Origin of the sequence: Chloracidobacterium sp., from assembly GCA_016715795.1 — a bacterium.
Taxonomy (GTDB): domain Bacteria; phylum Acidobacteriota; class Blastocatellia; order Pyrinomonadales; family Pyrinomonadaceae; genus OLB17.
Genome location: JADJXP010000002.1, coordinates 956310 through 978645 on the forward strand (window position 1 = coordinate 956310; position 22336 = coordinate 978645).

At 45.2% G+C, this 22336-nt stretch carries 15 protein-coding genes and 1 pseudogene; all 16 read right to left on the bottom strand.

Annotated elements, in window-relative coordinates; translation table 11 throughout:
* Nucleotides 1-20 precede the first annotated feature (20 nt).
* The 16 genes and pseudogenes from IPM59_09320 to IPM59_09395 all read right to left on the bottom strand — a co-directional run bounded on the left by IPM59_09320 (nt 21) and on the right by IPM59_09395 (nt 22238).
* Nucleotides 21-377, bottom strand: coding sequence for a hypothetical protein (locus IPM59_09320; protein MBK9215788.1), 357 nt, complete (start codon nt 375-377; stop codon nt 21-23).
* 330 nt (nt 378-707) lie between these two features.
* Nucleotides 708-1226 (bottom strand): hypothetical protein, encoded by a 519-nt coding sequence (locus IPM59_09325; GenBank protein MBK9215789.1) that lies wholly within the window; start codon nt 1224-1226, stop codon nt 708-710.
* Between the two features lie 16 nt (nt 1227-1242).
* Nucleotides 1243-4728, bottom strand: coding sequence for a hypothetical protein (locus IPM59_09330; GenBank protein MBK9215790.1), 3486 nt, complete (start codon nt 4726-4728; stop codon nt 1243-1245).
* A gap of 8 nt (nt 4729-4736) precedes the next feature.
* The gene (locus IPM59_09335; GenBank protein MBK9215791.1) at nt 4737-5888 is read right to left on the bottom strand and encodes a hypothetical protein; all 1152 of its coding nucleotides are present in this window, start codon (nt 5886-5888) and stop codon (nt 4737-4739) included.
* A gap of 10 nt (nt 5889-5898) precedes the next feature.
* The gene (locus IPM59_09340) at nt 5899-6189 is read right to left on the bottom strand and encodes a hypothetical protein (protein MBK9215792.1); all 291 of its coding nucleotides are present in this window, start codon (nt 6187-6189) and stop codon (nt 5899-5901) included.
* Nucleotides 6190-6340: 151 nt separating this feature from the next.
* Nucleotides 6341-6577 carry a hypothetical protein gene (locus IPM59_09345; GenBank protein ID MBK9215793.1) on the bottom strand — a complete coding sequence of 79 codons (237 nt, stop codon included), beginning with the start codon at nt 6575-6577 and terminating at the stop codon, nt 6341-6343.
* 113 nt (nt 6578-6690) lie between these two features.
* Entirely contained in the window at nt 6691-10008 is a 3318-nt protein-coding gene (locus IPM59_09350; GenBank protein ID MBK9215794.1) for a hypothetical protein, read from the bottom strand.
* On the bottom strand, nt 10005-12053 hold the full coding sequence (locus IPM59_09355; GenBank protein MBK9215795.1) for a hypothetical protein: 2049 nt from the start codon (nt 12051-12053) through the stop codon (nt 10005-10007). Before IPM59_09355 ends, IPM59_09350 begins: the two co-directional genes overlap by 4 nt.
* A gap of 28 nt (nt 12054-12081) precedes the next feature.
* Nucleotides 12082-12549 carry a hypothetical protein gene (locus IPM59_09360; GenBank protein ID MBK9215796.1) on the bottom strand — a complete coding sequence of 156 codons (468 nt, stop codon included), beginning with the start codon at nt 12547-12549 and terminating at the stop codon, nt 12082-12084.
* Nucleotides 12550-12695: 146 nt separating this feature from the next.
* Nucleotides 12696-15644, bottom strand: a complete 2949-nt coding sequence (locus IPM59_09365; GenBank protein ID MBK9215797.1) for a hypothetical protein — start codon at nt 15642-15644, stop codon at nt 12696-12698.
* Between the two features lie 13 nt (nt 15645-15657).
* Entirely contained in the window at nt 15658-16440 is a 783-nt protein-coding gene (locus IPM59_09370; protein ID MBK9215798.1) for a class I SAM-dependent methyltransferase, read from the bottom strand.
* Complete coding sequence (locus IPM59_09375; GenBank protein MBK9215799.1) at nt 16441-17430, bottom strand: ABC transporter substrate-binding protein; 990 nt, start codon at nt 17428-17430, stop codon at nt 16441-16443. It abuts the gene before it with no gap.
* Between the two features lie 2 nt (nt 17431-17432).
* Entirely contained in the window at nt 17433-18161 is a 729-nt protein-coding gene (locus IPM59_09380) for an ABC transporter permease (GenBank protein MBK9215800.1), read from the bottom strand.
* The gene (locus IPM59_09385; protein ID MBK9215801.1) at nt 18158-18997 is read right to left on the bottom strand and encodes an ATP-binding cassette domain-containing protein; all 840 of its coding nucleotides are present in this window, start codon (nt 18995-18997) and stop codon (nt 18158-18160) included. The genes IPM59_09380 and IPM59_09385 overlap by 4 nt, the downstream gene beginning before the upstream one ends.
* 119 nt (nt 18998-19116) lie before the next feature.
* Entirely contained in the window at nt 19117-20961 is a 1845-nt protein-coding gene (locus IPM59_09390; GenBank protein ID MBK9215802.1) for a hypothetical protein, read from the bottom strand.
* 170 nt (nt 20962-21131) lie between these two features.
* Nucleotides 21132-22238, bottom strand: a pseudogene (locus tag IPM59_09395) (IS3 family transposase).
* Nucleotides 22239-22336: the final 98 nt, after the last annotated feature.

Consider the following 22336-nt stretch of genomic DNA (forward strand, 5'->3'; position numbering starts at 1 on the left):
CGTTTGATATTTTCCGATAGCTACTTATTTCTTGCTCGACCGGATGCCGCATCTGCCGTTTTGGCAGCGGATGTCTGCTGGATTCGTTCTATGGCTTTCATCATTTGGTTAAAGCCTCGGTCAAAACCGGCCTTCATTTTGTCCAATGTCTCGGGGTGACTCTCAACGTATGGCAGCACAACCAGGAATATCAGAATGATCATGACGATCAGGCGGTTCACCGTCTTCTTATGCGCTCCAAGTGTGTGGGCTGCCTGACCAACCAAAATACCCATGATCGGTGTGACGAGAAAATAAGCATGGACTTTGCATACAAGCACGGTAAATATCCCGCCGGCAATCGCAAGCATGCTAATCTTTATCATGTCTTTGCTCATATGTTTGTTGTCCTTTCTAATTCCTGTACTCCCCAGGGCGGAAGATGCACGTCTTCCGTCGTGGCAGCCGTCAAGCAATCTCTCTAAAAGATCGCGACAGCGAAGTAAGCGTTTTCAACTTCAGTTCTTCGTCACTCACTGCTTTACAGGTCCATCATACGTAGCACTGTCAGAAGACAAGTGTCAGTTTTGCTGCAACCCTATCCTCCAAAGCTTCGATATTATGCGGTGCAGAATTAGCCGAAGTTATCCGGACCCCATGTTCACCTAAACAAAAAAACCTGCCATCGAAATTGACAGGTAGCTTGATTAGTTGCTCGAATGCGGGATCTACCGTTTTCGGTGATAATGTCTATCTACAGGAAAGTTCAGCCGGTGGTCTACGACTCGAGCAACGGCCCTGATGCTTTCGTTTTTTAGCAGCTCCTTTGTATTAGTTCCAACCAGGGATTGAATTTCCGGCCCGCAAGCTTCCAAAACAGAATCAGCAATTTCAATTACCCCAAAAACCATCATTTGTCCCTGCTCGATTATTTGTTCCTTCGTGATTTCGTCCGTAAACTCCTTTCCTTCTGCCCAGCAGGTTGCTCTGTGATGAATTTCATGGAGCCACCCTTGAATGAGCCTGTCCCACCGACGGTCGAATAAATCTCTATTGAGGAAAAACGTATCGCGCAAGTCTCTAATCTGCTTATTGAACCTTCGTCGAGTTCGTGGGCTAACTTTGTGATTTCTGTTGGTCAGAAACACAGAATACCCTGGCTTATCGTCTACATGCTGGAAATCTCCCCGATCTTTATCCTCGTCCACGACGGAACGGGCCATGCTTTTACCGTCTTTATTGGTCATAGGCTAGGATAATCGATTAGTTCAAGATTCGATACTTCTGAAGCAACGGAATTAGGGTAACCATAAGGTCTTTGGCGGCAAGACCCTTGCTGTTCGCAGGAATATTACCATTGATCATCATCCCAATTGTAAAATCGCTGCTTGCAATAACAAATGAGCTGCTTGAATTGTACTTGCCGGATGAGTGTTCGGCAGTACCGGTCTTAGCTGTGAAATTTGCCTTCTCGAATCCATTCTTTTCAAGGGCGTCACCAACCACACCGGCCGTACCTGAAAGGACACTGCTCATCGCGGACCTCAGTCTTTCAAGCTCATTCTTATCAATTGAAACCTCATCATAGCTTTTTTCATTTCCCTCATAGTTCAACTCAATTTTCTTTCCGGAAGCGATGCGGGCATACCATTGAATGACATCGATGAATCTATACGGCTTCTCCTGCCCAATGCTCAATCTGAAGATCTCATTGTTTCTATCAAGCGGTCGTGAATATGCAGCCTTTGCAGGCAACTTATCAAAGTAAGCATCATCGGTCAGAGACACAAGGGGCAACGCCAAGTCATTGTCAAGAACACTACCGAATTCTTTAGGATAATGCTGCATAACATCCTTCAACAGGTTTGCAGCATAGAGATCATCTGACTGCTGAATAAAGCTATCGAATGTGACATTACGATAGGGCCGGTTTTTGTACGCCGAATCGACCGCGAGGGCGGCGTAGGCAAGGATAGGCTTCTTGAGACTGCCGATCAGGTAGTGTATTTCATTCGAATTCGTGTCGCCCAACAATGGATATGTGCTGTTCGCAACAATGCCTCCATTCTTATTATTCACGATCACGATCGCACCTTTGTTTGTCGTTACCCCGATCTTTTTTAAATGTTCTTCGAGTGCTTTCGCAAGCTCAGCCGTCAGATCGGCGTTGATTGTCTTAGCTGATTTTGGGATTGAAGAATAGTAGTCATTTGTATAGACAATTTTCGAGTCTCCGTTGACGATTTGATCCACCCCCATTACTCGCCCAAATGGTGATCGCTCGCCGCTGATTTGTCTGGAGCGAACTGTAAAATACGATGCCGCGTCCATTCGCCTAAGCAGTCGTTCTCCGATCAGCTCAAATTTGGTGTTTTCGATCCTGATCCGTGAATAAGGAACCTTTACGTAGTAAAGGCTTGAGATATCCCGTAGCAGGGGCCTTTTCTGGGCGCTGACTGCCATACGCTCATCAGTTGCGATTAATTTGGTTGCGGCAACGATCAGCGAGTTTCTGTCTGACGCATTCAAATTATTGAGATTGTCGCCCGCGTCCTTCTCACTTTCCTTTGTTGTCTTCGTCCAACGATAGACACCTGGCACTGTCTGTAGAAAACTCGATCTCATAAAAACTAACGCGACAAAAACAGCCAGAATAAGAATCCCACCTTTCTTGAGTGAACTAAGAACCCCCTGGTAACTTTCGGTAATCCGCGGATCGGTCGGTTGCTGGTATTTCTGGTCCATGAATATGAACGAGAGAGCAATAATAAGTAAGGCAAGAAATATAGGCTCGACATTTGAAATCGAAATACAAGGCAGACTCTGTCCTGTAAGCGGTGCGATCAAAAGATTTGAAAGCACTGGATATCCCAGCGTGACTATTGTTAGAGCCAGAAGGAACTGTATGAATTCGGATTCCCGAGTCGCTGGGAGAAGATATGCCATTCCGTTTCCAATGTTAATCGGCCGAATGGTTAAGGTCAGTAAGAATGAGAGCTGATAGAGCAAGAAACCGATGGTCAAAATAAATAGTCCTGCGAACCAGAGTTTGCCGTAAACCAAAGACCAGAATAAGGCATAATCGCTAAATGCCGTGGATCTCATCGGCGCCGGCACAACGACATTTCGCATCTCGGGAATTTTGCCATCGATAAGCTCTTTTTGGATAAAATTCAGATGCGCGTAGGTTTCTCGATCAGCTTCTTTCGCGAGTTCGAGGTAATCACTGTCAGGCTGGAAATACTGGGCATAGATTCTGTACCCTTTTCCTCCGGCAACCGCTCCGCCGGTAAAATAGAAAACCCCTATCGCACTAGCCACTCCCAACACCACGAATACGGCAATTCCGGTTCTCCATTTCCTAGCCTGGCCAGAAAAGCAGGCAATTAAAGCAAATGCGGACGAACAGTAAATAATGCTTCCAAAGTCTCCGGAGAAGTAGGACAAAATCGCGGCATAAATCACAATAACGGCATATCGTAAAGACTTGGCTGCTAAGAGATCGTAAATGGCGTACATTCCAACCAGAATTGCTACTTTTACTATGTGTAGCATCGGAATCGGACCGAGCCTTTCATTTGACGTGAAGTGGGGAAGGGTAAATGGCAAAACTACCAAGGCCAAACAAATAGCTATTTTGACGAAATGATTTCCAAAGAAGTTTTTCAGTTGCCAACCAAAGAGCGAATTGCGAATAGGATTGTGGAAAATATGTGAAAAATACGTCAAATTTAGCAAGAATAAGACAAACCAATACCAAGACCGGCTCGCATCCGAGTTTGATATTGTCAAGAACAGTGGAACCGACAAGAAGGCAAGGCAATTGAACAAACATCGGACGGCCAAAACGGCCTGTATTGTGGGAGTACCGTTCACCTTGTAATGTCTCAGAATATAGATCTGAAATCCGGCTAACACTAAGATGCCCAGAAATAGTGGCAGTAGGTTCCAGTGGCTATTGGAAGGGCTAAACTCAAAAAGAAAATCGCCCGTAACAAATCGTAGCTGATTCTCGCTTCCTTTAGCGACACTGTGTCCGTACTCATCATAGACCGTGTAAGTAAGGTCAAACGATTGTTGAGGCGTCGCTTCGATTGTGAAACTACATTGCTTATACGTCGTAGTCTCAAACTTAAAAATCTTTGCGGCTACCAATGAGACATCCCGGTTGCATAACACCAGGAACTTATTGACTTTGCCCGCTTCCAGCGGATAACTGATACCGATACCTTCGGTTTTAGCAGAAAGGAACGTCTTGTCCTGATAGCCGATAGTCTTGATGGCAACTCTCGAGTTTCTGTCCCCGGCAGGTGAATTGAAGATTATTCCGTCTCCACGCAAATCATCAACAACCTTATCCCCCGCGTTAAAAAAGGAGTAACTTCCAAAGCCAAACCAATCTTTACTGGCAGTTCTCGCAAAGGCAAAGAAGGGGTTGACGCTAGCTTCCTTTTTATTTGTCACCTCATTGCCAACCGTCAGTGCATATCCTTCAGCTTTTTCGTCATAGCTGATGGTTCCAAGGTTGTTGGGGAGGAGCCCTTTGCCCTGGGGATAATCGATTTGCAGAGTGTCCTCAGATTTTGTTTTTGAATTTCTGATCTCGAAGGTTTTGGCGGGATCAAGTGCAACGCCGATACACTTGATTGAAAAAGGCGTAGGGTCGTTGAATACAATCTCCCTTATGCTGGATGCGGCATAGGCACAACAGAAGAATGAAAGAGCTATTAAGAGGATGTATTTCAACATATGATCTTCTAAACTGCACCTCGGCCTGTCGTCAGGTGCTGCAAATCAGCTTCAAGCGCGTCTGCGTTGGCAAGGTAGCCTTTGCTCCTCAAGACCTGTATCCTTCCGCGCAACCTTCTTTCTTGAATGATTTTGTCATCGGAATCCCGCATATCCGCGATATCCTTATCGGCCCTAAGATCACTTCTGCGTTTCTGATCATCAAGCCGTTTTTGTTCCCGTTTTAATTCTGCGTCCGCATTCGCGGCTTCCAGGCGAACCGCCTCCATCCTCTGATTGTATTGATCTTCTTTTTGATGATACTCATCGTCTGGAGAAGTCGTTGCTTTTATGGCAAGAACTCCCATTTCGAAAGCCGCAAAGACAACATACAATGCGAGAGCCGTCATGATTGAAACAACACCGCCGTCATAGATAACTTTGAACAAAGTTTCGGCTTTCATCATGTAGTCACCAGACCCTCGGCTGACAATTTCCTTTCTCTCAGATTGATATGCGGTAAGGTAAGGAACCTCCTGATCATTTAACTGTTTCAATTCGGCATTCACATTGGTTATCAATGCGTCATACGCAGCTTTTTTCTCCTGATATCTTGGGCCAGGATATACGCGGTTAGCCTCCGCCATTACAACTTCATTGTTGTACTTTTCGGCACGTTCTTTCTTCTCATTTACTAATTTAAATCTGGCCGCTCTTTCGGAAAGATACGCTTCATCCACACCTTTGAGTGCTGCAGCTTTATCAGCGTTGATCCTGTTGTCTACCTTTTTCTGAGCCATTAGAATATTCAACGCTGTGATTGTCAGAAACACGGCGGCAATTCCGGAAACGACCCGCAGAGCTGAGCCAAGACGTCCCAAATTACCGATATTAAGAATGCCGAAATCGTAGGTGAAAATAAGGGCCGACCAAGCAAGGCCAACCCCGACACAAATAGCTATATGAGTAGAAAGAGGAGTTTCGACCGGAATATACTGATGGGCAATGTCCGCGCCGCCAACGAATGCTAGTGCTACGGAGACACACAATGCGATAGCAAATACACCATATTTCGTAGCGGTTCGTGAACTGCACGCTCTAATTACGTTATAATCCGCTCCTCCGAGTCTGAAGAATATTGTTTTCGTGCGATCCATACGTTTTGTCCTGATGTTTGTCATTTTTTTGGCCTTAGGCTTGGAAATTCGAATCTGAGATATCGACAACTCCGTTAAAACCGGCGTGCGGAAGCACTCGATCAAATTCTTCAAGCTCGCGATCGAGCGCGTCCATTCTCAGGTGAAAGGGCAGTGACCTGTCAAACGAACTCATCGGCGGTAACGAAGGTGCGCTGGCAGGCATTTCTGATTCAACCCAAGAACCCATACCGGACGCCTTGTTTGGATTAAAGCCGCCCTTCGAGAATGCCTCGCGCAGCAAGTTCCAAACGTTGGCGGCCAGGTTATTTAGAAATGTGTTCATAATGTCCTTGAGTATGTGTCTTACGTTCTGAGTCCAAATACACGGCTGCCGTTTCCGGAACACACCTGGCCCCGTTTTGGCAGCCGTCAAGCAGCCCGTGGCCGCGACAGCGAAGTCTTGAAAGTGGGGCGGTCGCCCGCCCCGCTAGTGTTTAGTAGCCCATATCGTTCACCTCCTTTGTCATCGTGGAAATAAGTAAACCACTTGGCATTGGCACATAGGTGTCAGTTTGTAATATTGGCGGGAGCCACCCGCCTGTTTCGGCTACCATGCTCCACCGTTCAAACCGCATCACCTTCTTTGTCATCATTGAAAACAAGTAAATCATTTGGCATCCGCTGATCGGTGTCAGTTTGCGCAAACAAACATTCATTGGAGTCAGCGGCATAGTATTGTTCCTTAATTAGTTCAGAGCGTAAGGCGTTAGACGTTCGGCCTTTTAAAAATAAGAAAGCCTGCCGAGAAGGCAGGCGGATTTCAGAAAATGGAGGATATGAACTTTTAAGGCTTCGTCGTGCGAAGATCGAGAACCCGAATATTCAACCGCAGACCATCAGCGGAACTTTCGAGAACTACCATTGCATCATTTATTTGCCACTCATCAACCAATATTTCTCTTAGCCTTTTTGTCCAATTTTTCCTATCGTCTTCGGTAACCGGATGAGCAATGTGATCGCTGATTGCATCCCAACCAATCGTCATGCCAGGACTCTGAACTAATCGAGTTAGGATTGCAGCAAGGTAGCTTTTCTTTCTTGGCTTAATTGAATATGCTACTTCGCCGATCGACAGGTTCAGCAAGTTCTGTTCGAAATCTGTACCATCCATAATCTCGACTATTGGAAATACAGTATCTGACGGAGGAATTGGCGAATCACCGACGAAAACTCTTAACCGTTCAGTTTCCAATGACCGAATCAAGCGGCTTACAAACTCTTTAGACTGTCGCAACAAAATATTATCCAAGGGGATTCCTAACTGTAAGACAGAATTCACAAATATGGGATCTTCTTCTTCTAAAACAAAAATAACGCCAGTTTCTAAGCTATTTAAGATCGTCTGCAGAATAGCCCAACTACTTCCTTCGCCTTTGAAAGCTGTTCTATCGATCACCGACACATGCGGCTCAAATGCCGCGATCAGATCCGTGTCAAAGTGCGAGCTATAAGCCACATTGTACCCGCCGCGGGCAAGAGCATCGCCTATTTCGCTAAACGTGTTTTCGGATCCGATCACAAGTAGTCGGTTCTTTTGATTTACCTCATCTAAATCTTCTTCCCATGTGTCATATGTTTCTTCTTTGTAAGTAGGAATTTGTGCCGTGACCTGATAAGCAAACCCATCTGAAGCCGAAACAGTCTTGATAACCTGATGTGCATCAACATAAAACCGATATTTCTGAGAGGTCTCAAAAATCTTTTTTCGAATATTATGAATATTCTTTTTGACGCTGCTCTTGGGATCTCCTTGACGACCAAGATTGAGTTTATTAACAAGAGCATCGACGGTAACCTTGTCCTCAATCTGGGCAAGATCATAAAGAGCTGAAAATAATTCGCATAAAGCCCCGGAAAGTTCTATCTCCTTGTTATTGATGAAAAAGCTTTCCTTATCTCCAACAATCCGTCGTGTAATGATGTATCGTTGACTTTTTTCAATGTATCGCACCAAGGCACGTTCTAGAAAACTCGTCGCTCCTGGCCCTTTTGAAATAAAATTGGAGGTAGGTACGCCCCAGCCGCAGACCTTCTTGCGATCCTCGATGTTATCGATCGTGCTAAAGACAATGGTAGGAATGTTGAATTCGAACTCAGTTAGCTTTCGAATTAAATCAAGCCCAAACTCTGATGAAGGAGATTCAAATGACGTAGCGTCACCATTGCTCGCCGATCGAATCGCATCTGCGTGTTCGGGATCGCGTGGCAGACAGATGTCCAAAACGGCGATTGTCCTGACCCCACCCGTGGTTTCATTCATAGCAGAGGTTTGGCTTTTGGGTTCTGCTAGGGCATAGGCCTCAGCGGCATTATCGGTGACGTGAAGCTCAAATTCACATTCACCCGCGTAAACCTCCGATAATTCGCTTATTATCCGACGAACTTGATTGGACCAATACTCAGTATCTTCGGCGACAATAACCTTGATTTTCTCAGGCGTTTTTCCATGGCCATCCCGTGCTTTTTTCCTGCGTATGTCCGAAATCCCCGAAGATTCGTTCTGGATGATCGTGTCAAGGCCACTAAGAAATGGAATCATTGGCACATCAATAGAATAGGCATCGAGCACAGAATCTAGTCTGGAGGTGATCTCACTCCTCTGTCCGAGAACATCCATCATTTCAACAAGTTCTTTAAGTGAGGAGATCAAGAAGTCAGCAGCATTCATTTCACTCGAAAACTGCTCGATCTTTCCGTGCAGAATATTGCGAATATTGTTGTTTACCTCAGTATCAGAAAGTCTTGCCTTTCGGTGTATCTCATTTGTGGTCTGGAAAAGTTCCTTGATTTGTCGCAATGAGAAGTCATTCTGTCCGCCAAATGAAGATAATAGGTTGCCGAGCTCTGTTACGAGTTCCTTTTCTGGACCGGTAGTCCGCACTTCCAAGAGTCTGGTCAAATTAAGAGCTTCAGTTATCAGTTTGGGGAATAATCTCCATTGCTCCTTTAAGTCGGGTAGCTGCTCCCCGAACAATGAAAGTTGGTCAAGATACTCAGCTTGAGGGGTCCATGCGTTTCCATCTATGAGCTCAGCATCAGTAACCCCCTTAGATTCTGCAGCGGCCCAAATTGCCTGATGTACAAATTCAGGGTTTGTCGCCTGCTCCGCTCCGGAACAATTAAAGCTTCCAGCAAGCACCTCAGTTACGCTCGCTTTAGATGTAACCAGTACCAATCTGTTTGGATCCCGCATTGCATATTTGATAAACTCCTCGCCAACTGCCTTCTCAGGAGTTTCCGTTGCTCTCTCGGATTTCTTAAAGTACAGATCGGCAAGAACAACTCTCGGGTCACGTTCATCAAGTAGTTGTTTGGCCTGGCCTAATTTCATTGCTTGTGGACGAATAACGTCGTAGCGATATTTACGCTCCAGCATGGCTGGGAGAAACATCTGCAGGTTATCGTCCGCAATGAGCAATTTGGAATACCCCTTGGGCGGCCGTTTAGGATAAACCCTTCCGATGGAGCTTCTCACCGGCTTTTCTTTTAGACGAAGACCAACGTCTAGGACTTCGAGACGCCTTCGACTCTCTTTCAGATCAAACGGTTCGGATGGACAATTGATGGTCTGTTTGAATGCTTCAAGATTTTCGATCTGATCCTTCGCAAATCTGAGAATACTCTCCGACCACTTGCTGACTATCTCTTGAATCTGGTTGGATGATTCAGGCCAATCCTTCAGAAGATTTCCCAATGAGTGTGAATACGCTCTCCACTCTTCTGAAAAGCAGAACCATCGTTGAGTGGTCGCAAGTTCTTCTTCAGAAATAGCACCTTTAGAGCAGGAGCTAAGGGCTGTCTCTAAATCTGATCGATCTACTGGCAACCGGAGAAAAAAAACACCGCTAGAGCCTAGTATCGGATGCTTCTTGTTCAAGCAGCTAAGGTCCTGGAATGAGATTATTAGAATGGGATTTCGGACACCGTTCAGTCTGGCGGCAACAATTTGTTGATAATTTTCCTCATCGTCCCCATTCACAAAAACTATTTGGTCACGCTGTGATCGATCGAGCCCCCCAAATTCCCAACAAATTGACGCAGAAAGTTCTACTGATCTTAGCCAATCAGCGTGAATGCCAAAATTGTTACTCTCATCTCTCATGTAGAAAGTACATCAGGCGGTGTATGAACGGGACGATTATCGGCCATGGACAAGTACTCCTCGACAGTTCTAATTGCCTGTGAAAAGGTGGCGGTAGGTGAGTACCCATTCACACGATACCCAGCGTGGGAAAATTCATCGCGAGCCCTTTTCAGCTTCTTTGCATAATAATCGTGTTTCCGATTTAAGAAGTTTCCCCATGTCTCTGCTTCGTAGTCGTAGTCCGGATGCACGTTCTCATATACTCCGCACACTTTATTAATCAGGCCGGACAACACAAAAGCATCACTACCCACGTTTGCCCCATACCGCAAATGAGAACTGTGCAGAAAAGCCCTATACATATTAGCTGCATCGAGTAGCGTCTCTGCCAAATCATCAGTTGAGTGTATCCACCATACATTTGGGTGTTCATAAGCAACCTGTCTAAGTCCGGACGCAAACTGAGTAAATTCACGCAACTGTTTGTATTCTTGTCCCGAAAGACGGTTGACCAGGAGAATTAGTCGATTATAACTATCCACCGAACTGGTAAAGTCAAAGTGTTGGTCTAATCCTTCTTTCTCCCAATACGCATCAGCACCGCTACGAATCACTTCCTCAAATACTTCTCGCTTATTGGATGCAGATATGACCATGATATGCAGAGCCGGATATTTCTTGCGTAAGCGTTTAAGAAGTTGAAGCCCGGTAAGTTTGGAGGGGGCAACTCTGCCCACTTCATCAAACAACCTAAGGTCAAGAAATACGAGCAATGGCACCGACCCATTTAGCAAGCGATCAATGCTTGAAACGGATGCATTGAACACTTTCTCGACTTTTTCATCATCCTCAGCATTACGGTCGATGACCAACCCGTCGAAAACATCAACAATATGTCTTGGGCGTAACACCTCGCCAAAAACACACTTCCATCCGCTCTTGGCCTGGTCGTCGATCAATACGATGTTGCATTTGTTCGGTTGCCTAGCCTCAATCCCAAGGCTTTCTCGTTCAACATTCCAGAAGGATTCCTCCATATCCTTAACAGATTTGTTTAATTGATCCGCATCTAGACTTGCTGATCTCGCTTCTGAATTCGCAACCTCAATCAATTCTCGTAGAGTTCCTATTTTCTCTTGAATCTCAGACACACGAACTTGTCGGGCCTGAAGTGTATAGACATCTGAGCTTTTGTCAGGAGGGTTAGTGAGTTCAGCGGTCAAAAGATCCAGTTCTGCTTGAAACGCCTCTATTGCTTGTGTACTCTCAGCCTTAATCCGTTCAGCTTCTCCATTTTTTGCATCAGCATGACCTTTTGCCTGATCTCGTTTCGTCCTCGTATCCTTCAGTCGTAATGCACATTCCTGACGGTATTTCCAAAAATGTTTTGTGTCGAGGCGGTGCAGATAAGCAGCAACCGCATTGTTCAGGGATTTAAGTTCCTTACTAACTGATGTTCTGTCGTAATTTGGTGTGGGCAATGCATCATCAATGCTTTTCATGTCGGTTAGGGCATGTACATCCAAGGTTTGCTTCATACCCCACCAGTTTGCTTCGCGATGACGGAAGGCTCCGAGGTTGAAAGAAGCTTTTAGATAGGATTCAAGATTGTTGTTGTTCGCTATCTCTGTAGAAAGATTTACGATCTTTGACTTCAATTGCGAAAAATCATAGGGAAGTTGAATTAAAGTCGTTCCTTTAGAAAAGAGTATAAGGTTTTGCCGGTCTTTTCCTGCGATCGTGCTTGCGTCACAAAACGAATACAGCACGCAGTGGCTCATGATCCCCTTGATCCTCAACCACGTTAATAGCTCAACGCCAAGAAACGGTTTGTATGACTCATTCAATACAAGGTCTAAATTGATAAAAAACAGCAACTCCGAGTACGCTTGCGACGAAATAGCATCTTTGTATCCAATAACAATTGATTCTGCCAGAGTCCGAACATCTTTTGCGGCCGCAACGTCTTTCGACAAAGTAGTCGTATTCCCTTCCGGCAGTCCTAAATTTTCCGCAACTGCGTTAATAAAATCTGTATTTGAATCAATAAAAACTGCTTTCATTGGTGTCTTCTTCTAAATTCCATTAGCCTTACGCTAACAACTCATCCCGCAGGTTGGCTAACGCTGCAATATATGCTGGATTAAACGGATCTGACTCGGTCAACTGTTTGTCATCAAGTCCACCTCCGGCCGCTTCCCAGAATTGTTCATACAGATCCGAATACTGCTCATCGAGAGCTTCCGGTAGATGTCTCGGAGCATTTCCTGGCATCAGACACTTATGGAGTAATTGAAGTTTAATTGGAAGGATTGCAGGAAATACAGCTTCCAATATTCTTGAAAACTTTTCTGGCTGATCGTCAATTAGAAAATCAAAAACCGGCTGATAGAATCGATCACCTGTTATGTGATGTCCAACCTCAACCTTGGCTCCATCGATGTTGTAACTAGGACTTTGATGTTTCAGCACGAACAGTTCAGAACGATCTTTGGGTAGATATTGATTAAGCCCTTGTTCGGCTGTGGCGTCGCAGACGAAGAACAGGCCTTCAGTCATTTCCGCCCTATGTGGCTGGAATTGACATGCGTTCTCGTCATACCAGAGTATGGGTTCATTGTTGAGATTCAAGACGTCCTCTCGATTCCCTATCGCGTGTCTCATGCCGTTAATAGACGTGGGATGTGTAAATACTAATAAAATGCTCATGATGCCCTCCGAGCGGAATAGAGTAAGTTAGTCATCAGATATTTGGATCTAATTTCAGTAAAGACATTTAATATTGGCGAAAGATGAACAAATCTGACACTGCTGGGTAGTTCCTTTGGTTTACCTCTACCGGAAGTTATAACAATTTTTGATCTCTTTCCCCATTCTTCGAGCTTAGTGTTCACCTGCTCCACCCAATTGCCACTCACTTCTTTGTAGGATCTCTCGATAACTCCATAATGAAGTAGCAAGAAAGGCTTTAATTCCTCAGGAGTGTTATCGCTAGGCAGATGTTCTTCTAAGAACTTCTCGATTTTTTCCTTTATGCCTTTATAATCGCTACTGTCTAAATCAAATCCGAACTTTGGATCAGACTCTTTGTCTGCCGGGACAGAGACTCCAATCGATTCAAAGATTTCGCGGTTCCTTGCTCCTTCAGAAGATTCCTTTGCGTAGTTCTGTATACGCTCATCGATAACAATAATTGGGGTCGTCGCCGCCTCAAACAATCTGATCTTAGTTTCAATATCATCGTCAATATGCCTAGGGTAATCTCGAATATGATTGACTTCGTAGTTAGGAAGCTTTTCCTGACCAAAACTCGAAAGAGGCTCCAGATAATAGTTCGGGTTAGTCTTAAAAGAGTCGAATTTCGTCTTCGAGAATTCAGTAGCATGGTTAAGAAACTGAATGACAAATTTACATTGATTGTCTCGGTTAGTGATCGGGTTATCATCAGAATGGAATTTCACGTTCCCTAGTGAGACCACCTCAGATTTTCTGCACCTTATTTCGTCAAACCAGCTATTCCATAGATCAATTATTAGCGTCTCAATCTCTGAGTTTGTTCCAATCCAGTCAGATACATTTACGCGAATCTTCCTCATCGGAAGGGACGTCTCATGCTCTTTAAACAAACCCAACAATTCGCAATTGTCCTCAAGTTCCTTGTCGCAAACCAGAAATTCATGATTCAATGGCGACTTAGTCAAGCGCTCTTTGAATTGCGTCGTGTTCAGGATGAGAATACCGTGTTTCTTTAGATCCGAAGCGGACTCAATCACCTCGTTCGAAATCACTACTGCAACTCGCGGTTTCAAAACAAAGAAACGGTAACCGAGATATTCTTTGTTTCCGTCGTCTTTGACAAAGGCCTTGAGGATATTGAGACGAGTAACATCTGTATGCTTACCATCTTGATCGACCTCCCGCGAAGTCGTAAAGTGATGATCGTTGTACAGAACCTTGTACGAATCGCTTTCAATATCGGTAATATCCGGCAGGCGCCTCAAATAAGCAGCGGAAGCTTCCATCTCCAGCAGCCCCAGCCCCTTTGTTCTGAGCTGCATGTTCTGATCTAAAACACTGTTGTTAATCAGCCGATTCTGTCCAAAAGCAAGAATGTCAGCAAAGGTCATCTCTGACTTCTCTTTAGTTCCTCCGCCGTCTTTATACTCTTTATAATCAGCATCGCTAAATTCACTTTCGGTTCTGAGATCGATGTCGTCATATATCTCAACACTATAAAGGGTATCTGGATCGTCAATCTCTGAACTATAACCGTCACAAACGGTCGCTTCGTTAAAATCCACTGTAAAATTGACGGGACGTTCCTCAGCCAAATTTGAATATTTGGCTGTGTTCCTGATTACATTCTCAATAATGTTGTAGAACGCCTGGCAGCCCAATAAGTCATTTGGAACGGCAATCTTAAGATCTGTAGCGTTTCCTGCGATTTTATCCTCCTCCAGTTTACAAATCGGGGTATTTCGATAAGTAAAATTGACCGCGTACTTAAAGTTCGCTCCAAGCCCGGAAATGCTATCGAGTAGAACGAGATTTCGTTCGAAATCGCGATACATGTCACCTATTGTCTTTGTTGTCTGCATCATGGGAGTCCCAAACGTAACGTCACCTAAATAGCCCATTCGATGCTTTAAGTAGGCATTGAATCTCGCTATCAAGTTAAAGGAGTTATAGTCTGAGCTTTCAGGGCTTAAGGTCTTAGGAATATATGCACTGGGAGAATAGTAGGCGAACAGATTGCCATAGTACTCACTTCTATCAACTTTCTCACCATTGCTTTTCTTTTCGTCTCGAAATGTCCCGGCACTCCCTTTAATAGCAGCGCTGAATTTTACCAACTCATAGATATCGTTGACCTTCGTCAAATGGTTCATCACGTGTGAACCAATATTATGGCTCAGGTTCCTTGCCATAACTTGAGAAATAGCGGCCCTTGTTGCTTGGGACTGCAAACTCCTAAACATGGCTGGAATCAAGCTTTGACGAGCAACGTCAATAAGCACGCTCTTCGATAACTTTGAAATTATCTTTTGCTGCTTTGTATCCAAGTCATGATTTAGACTCAAAAACAATGCATTATGCAAAAAGTTTTGGGACTCAAGTTGAATTGGAAAATTATCGGTGAATACCCCACGGCTGAATGGATATATCTGAAACATCAAAGCACACCAACGATCCCATTCATTTTCGCACTCGTTTTCATCTGTAAACTGTGTATAGGCAGCCGGAACTATGTTAGTGCTATGCTCTAGAATGAGTTCATCTGGAATCTCAGACGGATTCGGATTGGATTTCCAAAATCCGAGTTCCGCGTTGGCTCGCCAAGTTGAGTAAATAGACACGATCGATTTCCCTCCCTCCTGATCAAAGTAGTAATCGTGTCTACTCGAATACTTGTCCAAATCGTGACAGAAATTGTAAACACTATATAGCCCGGTGTTGGCTGCGGTGTGATAAACAACTAGTTGACAGGATATTACTGACGTGACCGGCGACCTAGTGTTGCGTGCTTGAATTTCTGGAGTCAGAGTCGCAACAGTTTGGCCAAGCGGGCAGAGCTCGGTCTCCACGCGAAAAATGAAGCGCTCCAGGGCTCTCTTTATAGAGAACTCATGATCAAGTTTTTTTAGGTCCGGCATTGCTCGCGAATTGTTAAAGCTTCATGTTTTCAAAAACGAAGTACTGATAGACCTTAGGAATAAACTTTGCAGTTTTTACAATTTCCTCATAATCACAAAGCGTCATCTCGTTTATCTGGGATTGCTTGAAATAATCGGCAAAAGAGTATAGAACGCTCGCATATTCGTATTCCTCAGATTCCTTGTCTCCAAGATCGATTTTCTGAAAAAAGAAAGGCACTCTCCCTTCGATTTTACGGTCTTGGTATACCGTCATCAGTTCCTTCAATTCTTCAAGAGATTCAACCAGTGCGAACATCAAATAATAAGAATCAATCGTCATCATTACTAATTTTCCACCAGGCTTTAGCATTAGTGACGCGTTCTTAAACGCACTTTCAATATTCGCAATTTCGAAAAAATTGAAAAAATTGAAAACCACATCTGCGACTCCTTTCAAGTTCTCGGGTAGAGTCTCCTCCAAATCGAACTGAAGAAACTCGGCATCCTTGTCGTCACTAAATTCTGATGTTAGATGATCAATAAATAGTGGGTTAAAATCTAGCCCAATAAAATGGCAGTGGATGCCCAGATCCCGCAATAGTGACAATGCCCATCCGCTGCCCGTTCCCATATCGACAACAACCGGGTTAGGCGTCTTGACGTCTTCAAAGAGATCAGGCAGTTGGCGTCTAAGAAACTCTTCTGTATCAACGAAATGACGAAGCGGGGAGTGTAACCAAAATTCTGTGTTACGCTCCCAACTTCTTCTATTTCGTTTCTTAAATGCCAACTTGTCTTTGAGCTGTTCGAGCATCTATTTCTCCAGCTTGTAGTGTGATAGCAAGAATGAATTATCAAACACTTTGCGGTTGCGTTCGTCTTCCGTGATCAATTTTAGAGCAACCAACTCATCGAGAAATAACTGCCAGCGCTTATCGCTCAAAAATAATGGCTTACCATCTTCTCCGGCGAAATATTCCTTGCCCTTGATAAGGGACTTGGTTTCGCGATTCACGTCGATATTAGAATCGAACTGCTTCAAGAAGATGATTGCCTCGTCAGGGTTCGATAAAGCATCCGCCCATCCCTCAGCAAGAGCATTCACAAACCTCTGAACTGTCTCACGATTCTTCTCAGCAAATTCTCTTTTAGTAAAAATTACAGGTCCAACAAAATTTACTCCATAGTCTTCCGGTCGAATCGTGTCATATTCAATTCCTTGCAAATCAAGCGACACAGGTTCGTCATAAACGAATGCTGGACGAACGTCATATGTTTTCGAAACAAAAGTGGCTACATCGAACGGAGCTTCGACCTCCTTGATCTTGGACTTGTCGACCTTGGCCTTTTCAATGAGGGATCGATAAACATACTCAGTATTGTTTCCAGTCATTACGCCCACTTTCTTCCCTTCAAAGTCTTTCGGCGTCTTGATTACTTTTTCTTTTAGGGAAATGAAAACTGTCGGGGATTTGTAATTCACAACCCCGATGATTACCAAATCCGCTCCCTTGCTGTTAGCGGTTATAACCCTGTCAGCCCCCGCTACACCAAAATCATTTGTTCCGGCGATAACAAGTTTGACCGGGTCGATGTCTTCAGCTCCTGCTTCGACTTTAATATCAATCTTGTTCGCCTTCCCAGTCTTATTTGCCGCCATCATGTCGCCTGCGAAGCAAGCGCTCGGGAACCATTCTTCACGAAAACTTACAGAAGGAATTTCTGTCTGATTTGGTTGCGGTTGTGGTCCACAACCCGTCAATATTGCTAACAAGAATAGACCAAAGATGTATCTGAGTTTCATAATCATATCCTCTTTTTGTTCTCTAATAGTCGAATCACTCCAAAGAGAAGAAAGCCAATCAAGGTCGAAAGAACTAATGAGCTAATCATCATCTCCGGCTCCAAGCGCTTGGCCGATAAATATAGATTTTTGCCAAGCCCAATTTCTGCGCCGTTAAATTCAGCAACAATCGCGCCTATCACAGCCAAGGTTGCGCTGATCTTGAGGCCAGCAACAATACTGTCAAACGATAAGGGAAAGTAAACATTTACTATCCTGAAGAAGCGAGATGCGTTATAAATGTGTAATAACTCGTGAACATTCGTCGAGATACTTTTGAAGCCGTGAGCGAAATTAACGAAAATCGGGAAGAAACACATCAATGCAGCCATCGCAATCTTTGAACTAAGGCCGATTCCGAGCAGAATAATAAAAAATGGAGCCAAGACAATTAGTGGAATGACCTGGGAGGTCACCATCAATGGCAGTACATAGTCCATTAATCTCGGGCGATAAAAACAAAGGATCATTACGGCGAAGCTAAAAAAAGTTGCAATGAGTAAGCCTACGATTGCCTCGAGCATGGTCATCCACGTAGCGCGCAGCAAATCTCCAAGATTCTCAACAAAATAGCTCGTCACCAATGAAGGTGATGAAACCAGCAGCCTTACAGTCTGATTGGTGCTACCGAAGTACTGCCACAGTGCCACCAACGCCAGGGCGAAAACGATGTAATATAACCCTCTCTTCATTGGTGTAACGCTTCCTTTGAAACCCGAAGTGAACTATTGGACTTTTGAAGGCTTTCATGCGATCCAACACCGTTTCCATTCATAATCGCATCCTGAATCGGCAGCATATATTTGGAATACACTTCACTCATATATCCGCTAATATTCCTCACTCGGTCACTGATAGAGCGATTCGTTTCGATGTGAAAATGGGCCTTCACATGTCCGGTATTGCCAAGAACTAAGACGGTATCTGAAAGCAACAGGGCTTCTTGGACGTCGTGAGTAACAAACATTACCGTCGTTCCAAAACGGTCAACTAGATTCTCAAGTTCGACATAGAGCCTGCTCTTCCATGCAATATCCAAAGCTGCGAACGGTTCATCAAGGAAAAGTAATTCCGGCTCACTTACGAAACTCCTGCTAAGAGCTACTCTGGTTTTCATTCCACCGGAAAGATTCTTTGGCAGATAGTTGGAAAACTCTTTCAATCCAACCGTCTCAATGAGATCATCAACATTCCCATATTTCGTCCCTTTGATTTTCAGCGGGAAAGCGACATTATCTCGAACATTTAGATTCGGCATTAGTGTCGGCTCCTGGAACATGAAGGCAAGCCGGCCCGCCTTTCGATAGTCATCCGCTGTAAGGTTATCAATCGATATATCGCCTGAAAGCTGATTCCCTGGTGAGTTCGGAAGAATTCCGGACAATATCCTCAATAAGGTTGACTTGCCGCAACCGGAAGCGCCAACAATTGCAAGCGTTTCGCCCCTCTCAAGAGACAACGACACATTTTGAAGTACCTGTTTGTCCTCGGTATAGCTAAAACTTACATTGTTTGCGGTAATAAACATTTTTAAGAATCCTCAAGCAAGCTGCAAAATTCGCAACTTCCTCGTTACAGTAAGATTAGAGACCCTCTCGTTCGTAAGAAGGTGTCAGTTTTGATTCAATATGGAATTTTGGGCTGGAATTAGCGGTTTTGGGAGTAATTTCTTTCTATAAGTGGCTCATTCCTGGTATTTTGAGCGTTCAGTTTAGGAGCATCATAGTTAACTGCAATCGGCATTGACAGTCGAACCTTTTGTAGACTTTCTTCGATCTGATGACGTAGCGCTTCGATCCTAGATGCTTCAACGGAGTCAATCAGCCCATATTTGCTCATTTGCGAAGTAACAATCTCTAATGACCTCGATCGTGTGATAGTCAGGTCATTACTCAAATCCTGGACAAGGTCATTTGCTACGTCCTTGCGAATTTGTGCAAACAGGTGAACCGTATCATCTGATGCTTTACCATATCGCTCTTGCACTCGAGTTTCTAATAGATCCCTCTGTTGCATCGCCTTGCCGAAAATAAAATCTTTTTCGTATGGAGGTAAATTTTGATAAGTCTTCGCATGGTCGAATTCGTTCGGGTTTCTCAGATCATTGCTTGGAGTGCTCAGACTTGAAAGAAAGTGTTTAGTCGCGGCCAATGAATGTCTTAGATCAGATCTTTCCAATCTCGCTTCGAGGCTGTGCAGTAGTTGCAGCCCCTCCGTGCTTAACCGGATCTTGCCATCAAAAAGGGCCTGAGTCTTTTCCTCGCGACTCTTTCCAAAGTGTGAGTAGGACATTTTTGCCGCTGTCATTTCCGATGAATAGTGTAAGGGTGAACTCTCGGTAAATAGAAATTGAAGTTCCTTCACTGAAACTGCGATCGCGGTTTCTGAGCGTTCTTGATCTGAAAGTTCCTTCCATCTAAGGCCTATTTGAGCGTTATCCTTGCGAATGAATGAAGCTGCTTCGATCACTTCTTGGCGAGTCGTTGCGCGGTCAAGCATCGCGGCATATTCTCGGTATCGTGCATTGAAGTGCCGCAGCCTCGAATCTGGATGTTTTAGTTGATTCTCGATATAAGCAGAGGCAAATCTCAGATCGTCAACCGCTTCGTGTTTCCTGGAGGGTTCGTGAATAGCGATCGCGTAGATGGCACCTCCGTACGCCTCTAGTATTTCACTAACGGGTTTGCCGTCTTCGAGTTCCTTGTCGATTGCCGGCAATTTAACGCTGAACCAGTGTTCGCGCTCATTGTGACTCATTTCCGATGCCATGTGAGCGAGTTCAAGGTTGCCGATTTCGAATCTTTCAAATTCGACGTGACTGGCGTTAGTCGCTTCGCTTGGGTCTCTTGCGAGCGAACCATCTTCATCTCTCAGAAGTTCATGATTTTCATCTTTTGCGTGATTGTGATCGCGTTCGAATACCGTATCCAACGGTACAAAATGATCGGAAGGTTCAAGCTGGCTTAACTCGTGAGCAAGGTTCGCTATATCGGTCATTGTTCCCTCAAAGCGCTCTTCTTTAGACTCTTCGCTGAATGTCCTATCGCCGGAATCTAAAAATTCAGTTTTACCTTCCAATGACTGGTAGATCCAATTGAAGACCCTTAACTGAGTTTCACGGTCGACGTCAGAACCCGCGATCTTTTGGCCGTATTCGACTATCTGGGGAGCAAGTTCGGCGGCTTTTGATCTGTCTCCGGTTATATGTTCCAACTTCTTTACCGCATACTGATTGGTGGCGATATTCAACCCAGCGGTAATGGTTAGCTTTTCTTTGGGAACGATAACCGCGTTACCGGATACTGTGGCTCCGCGTTCGTAAAGATCCCGGGCGAATTGGGAATGTTGGTTCAAGTACGAGGCGTGTTCATATCGGCTTCGACCATCAGCTTGGTCTATGCGGGCCAGTAGCAAGTCCGATTTACTGACGGAATGTATCTCGTTAATAGCTCTTTGGGTCCTCGGATTAGGAATATCGACCGATCTTGTCATTGATGGTGAGTGCTCTGTTTTGCCATTGGTTCTGTCATGAAGCAATACCCGTTGTTGGACCTTCTCGATCGCCAGCTTAACGACATCGGCATGACACATCTCACCGGCGCGACAGAAACAGGAAACAACGATCGGCTGTCCGTTGACCTCCCTCCATTTTCAGCGCCGGTCTAAATTGGAGAAATTCGAGTCTCTAAGTATTGCTTAACCACCTCGTTCGGGGTCAGGCCGCACAGCGCGCTGTGCGGCCTGAAGCCGTTGTAGTCATCCTTGAACGCCGCGATCTTTTCCTTCGCGTCGTCAAGCGAAAGGAACCAGTTGACGTTCAGACATTCGTCCCGGAAGCTCCCGTTGAACGATTCGATGAACGGGTTATCCGTTGGTTTTCCGGGCCGGGAGAAGTCGAGCGTGACTTTGTTCTCGTACGCCCACCGGTCGAGTACCTTCGAAACGAACTCGCGCCATTATCCACCTGGATCCGTTTTGGCACAATACCTCGTGCCAACTTGATCCGCTCCATTACGTCGACGACGTCAGACCCCTTCAAGCTTTGCCCGACCTCGATCTCGACGCATTCACGACTAAAATTATCGACTAAAGTTAATGCCCTGAATCTTCGCCCGTCGAACAACTGATCCGCCACGAAATCCATGCTCCAACACTCGTGCGGACCGCCGAGCACCGGACGCTCCATCCGGTGTGCCGCCGCCTTCGACCTTCGCGGCCTCTTACTTCGCAGATTTAGCCCTTCTTCCTTGTAAATACGGTATGTCCGCTTCCGGTTGTCCGCCCAACCTTCCCGCCTGAGCAGTATGTGTATCCGATCGAATCCGTATCTCACTCTCGTCTCCGCGATCTCTCTGATCCAGCGCCTTATCGCCTGATCGTCACGCCTGTGACCGACATAATGCAACACCGTCCTCGATACCATCATCACCGAGCAAACTTTCCGCTCCGAGATACGGTATGCATCCAGCAGCTTCCTTACCAACTTCTTCCGCTCTCCGGCCTTCAGACACTTTTTTTAACACGTCCTGTAGCATCTGCTTGTCCAGCGTCAGATCCGCCACGATCCGCTTCAATCGGGCGTTCTCTTCTTCGAGTGAGCGCGACCTTCGCAACTCCGCCGTCCCGAGCCCCTCGTACTTCTTCTTCCAGTTGTAGAACGTCGCCTCGCTGATCCCCATCTTCCGGCACACTTCTGCTACCGAAACCCCTGTGTCCGCCTGCTTCAACGCGAACACGATCTGCTGCTCCGTGAACTTCGATCTCTTCATGGTAATTATGTCTCCTCATACTGTCACAATTACCCGAATTCCTCTATTTTACATTGGCACTGTTTTTCGGGGGGAGGTCAATTCGATCAAGTCGGCTC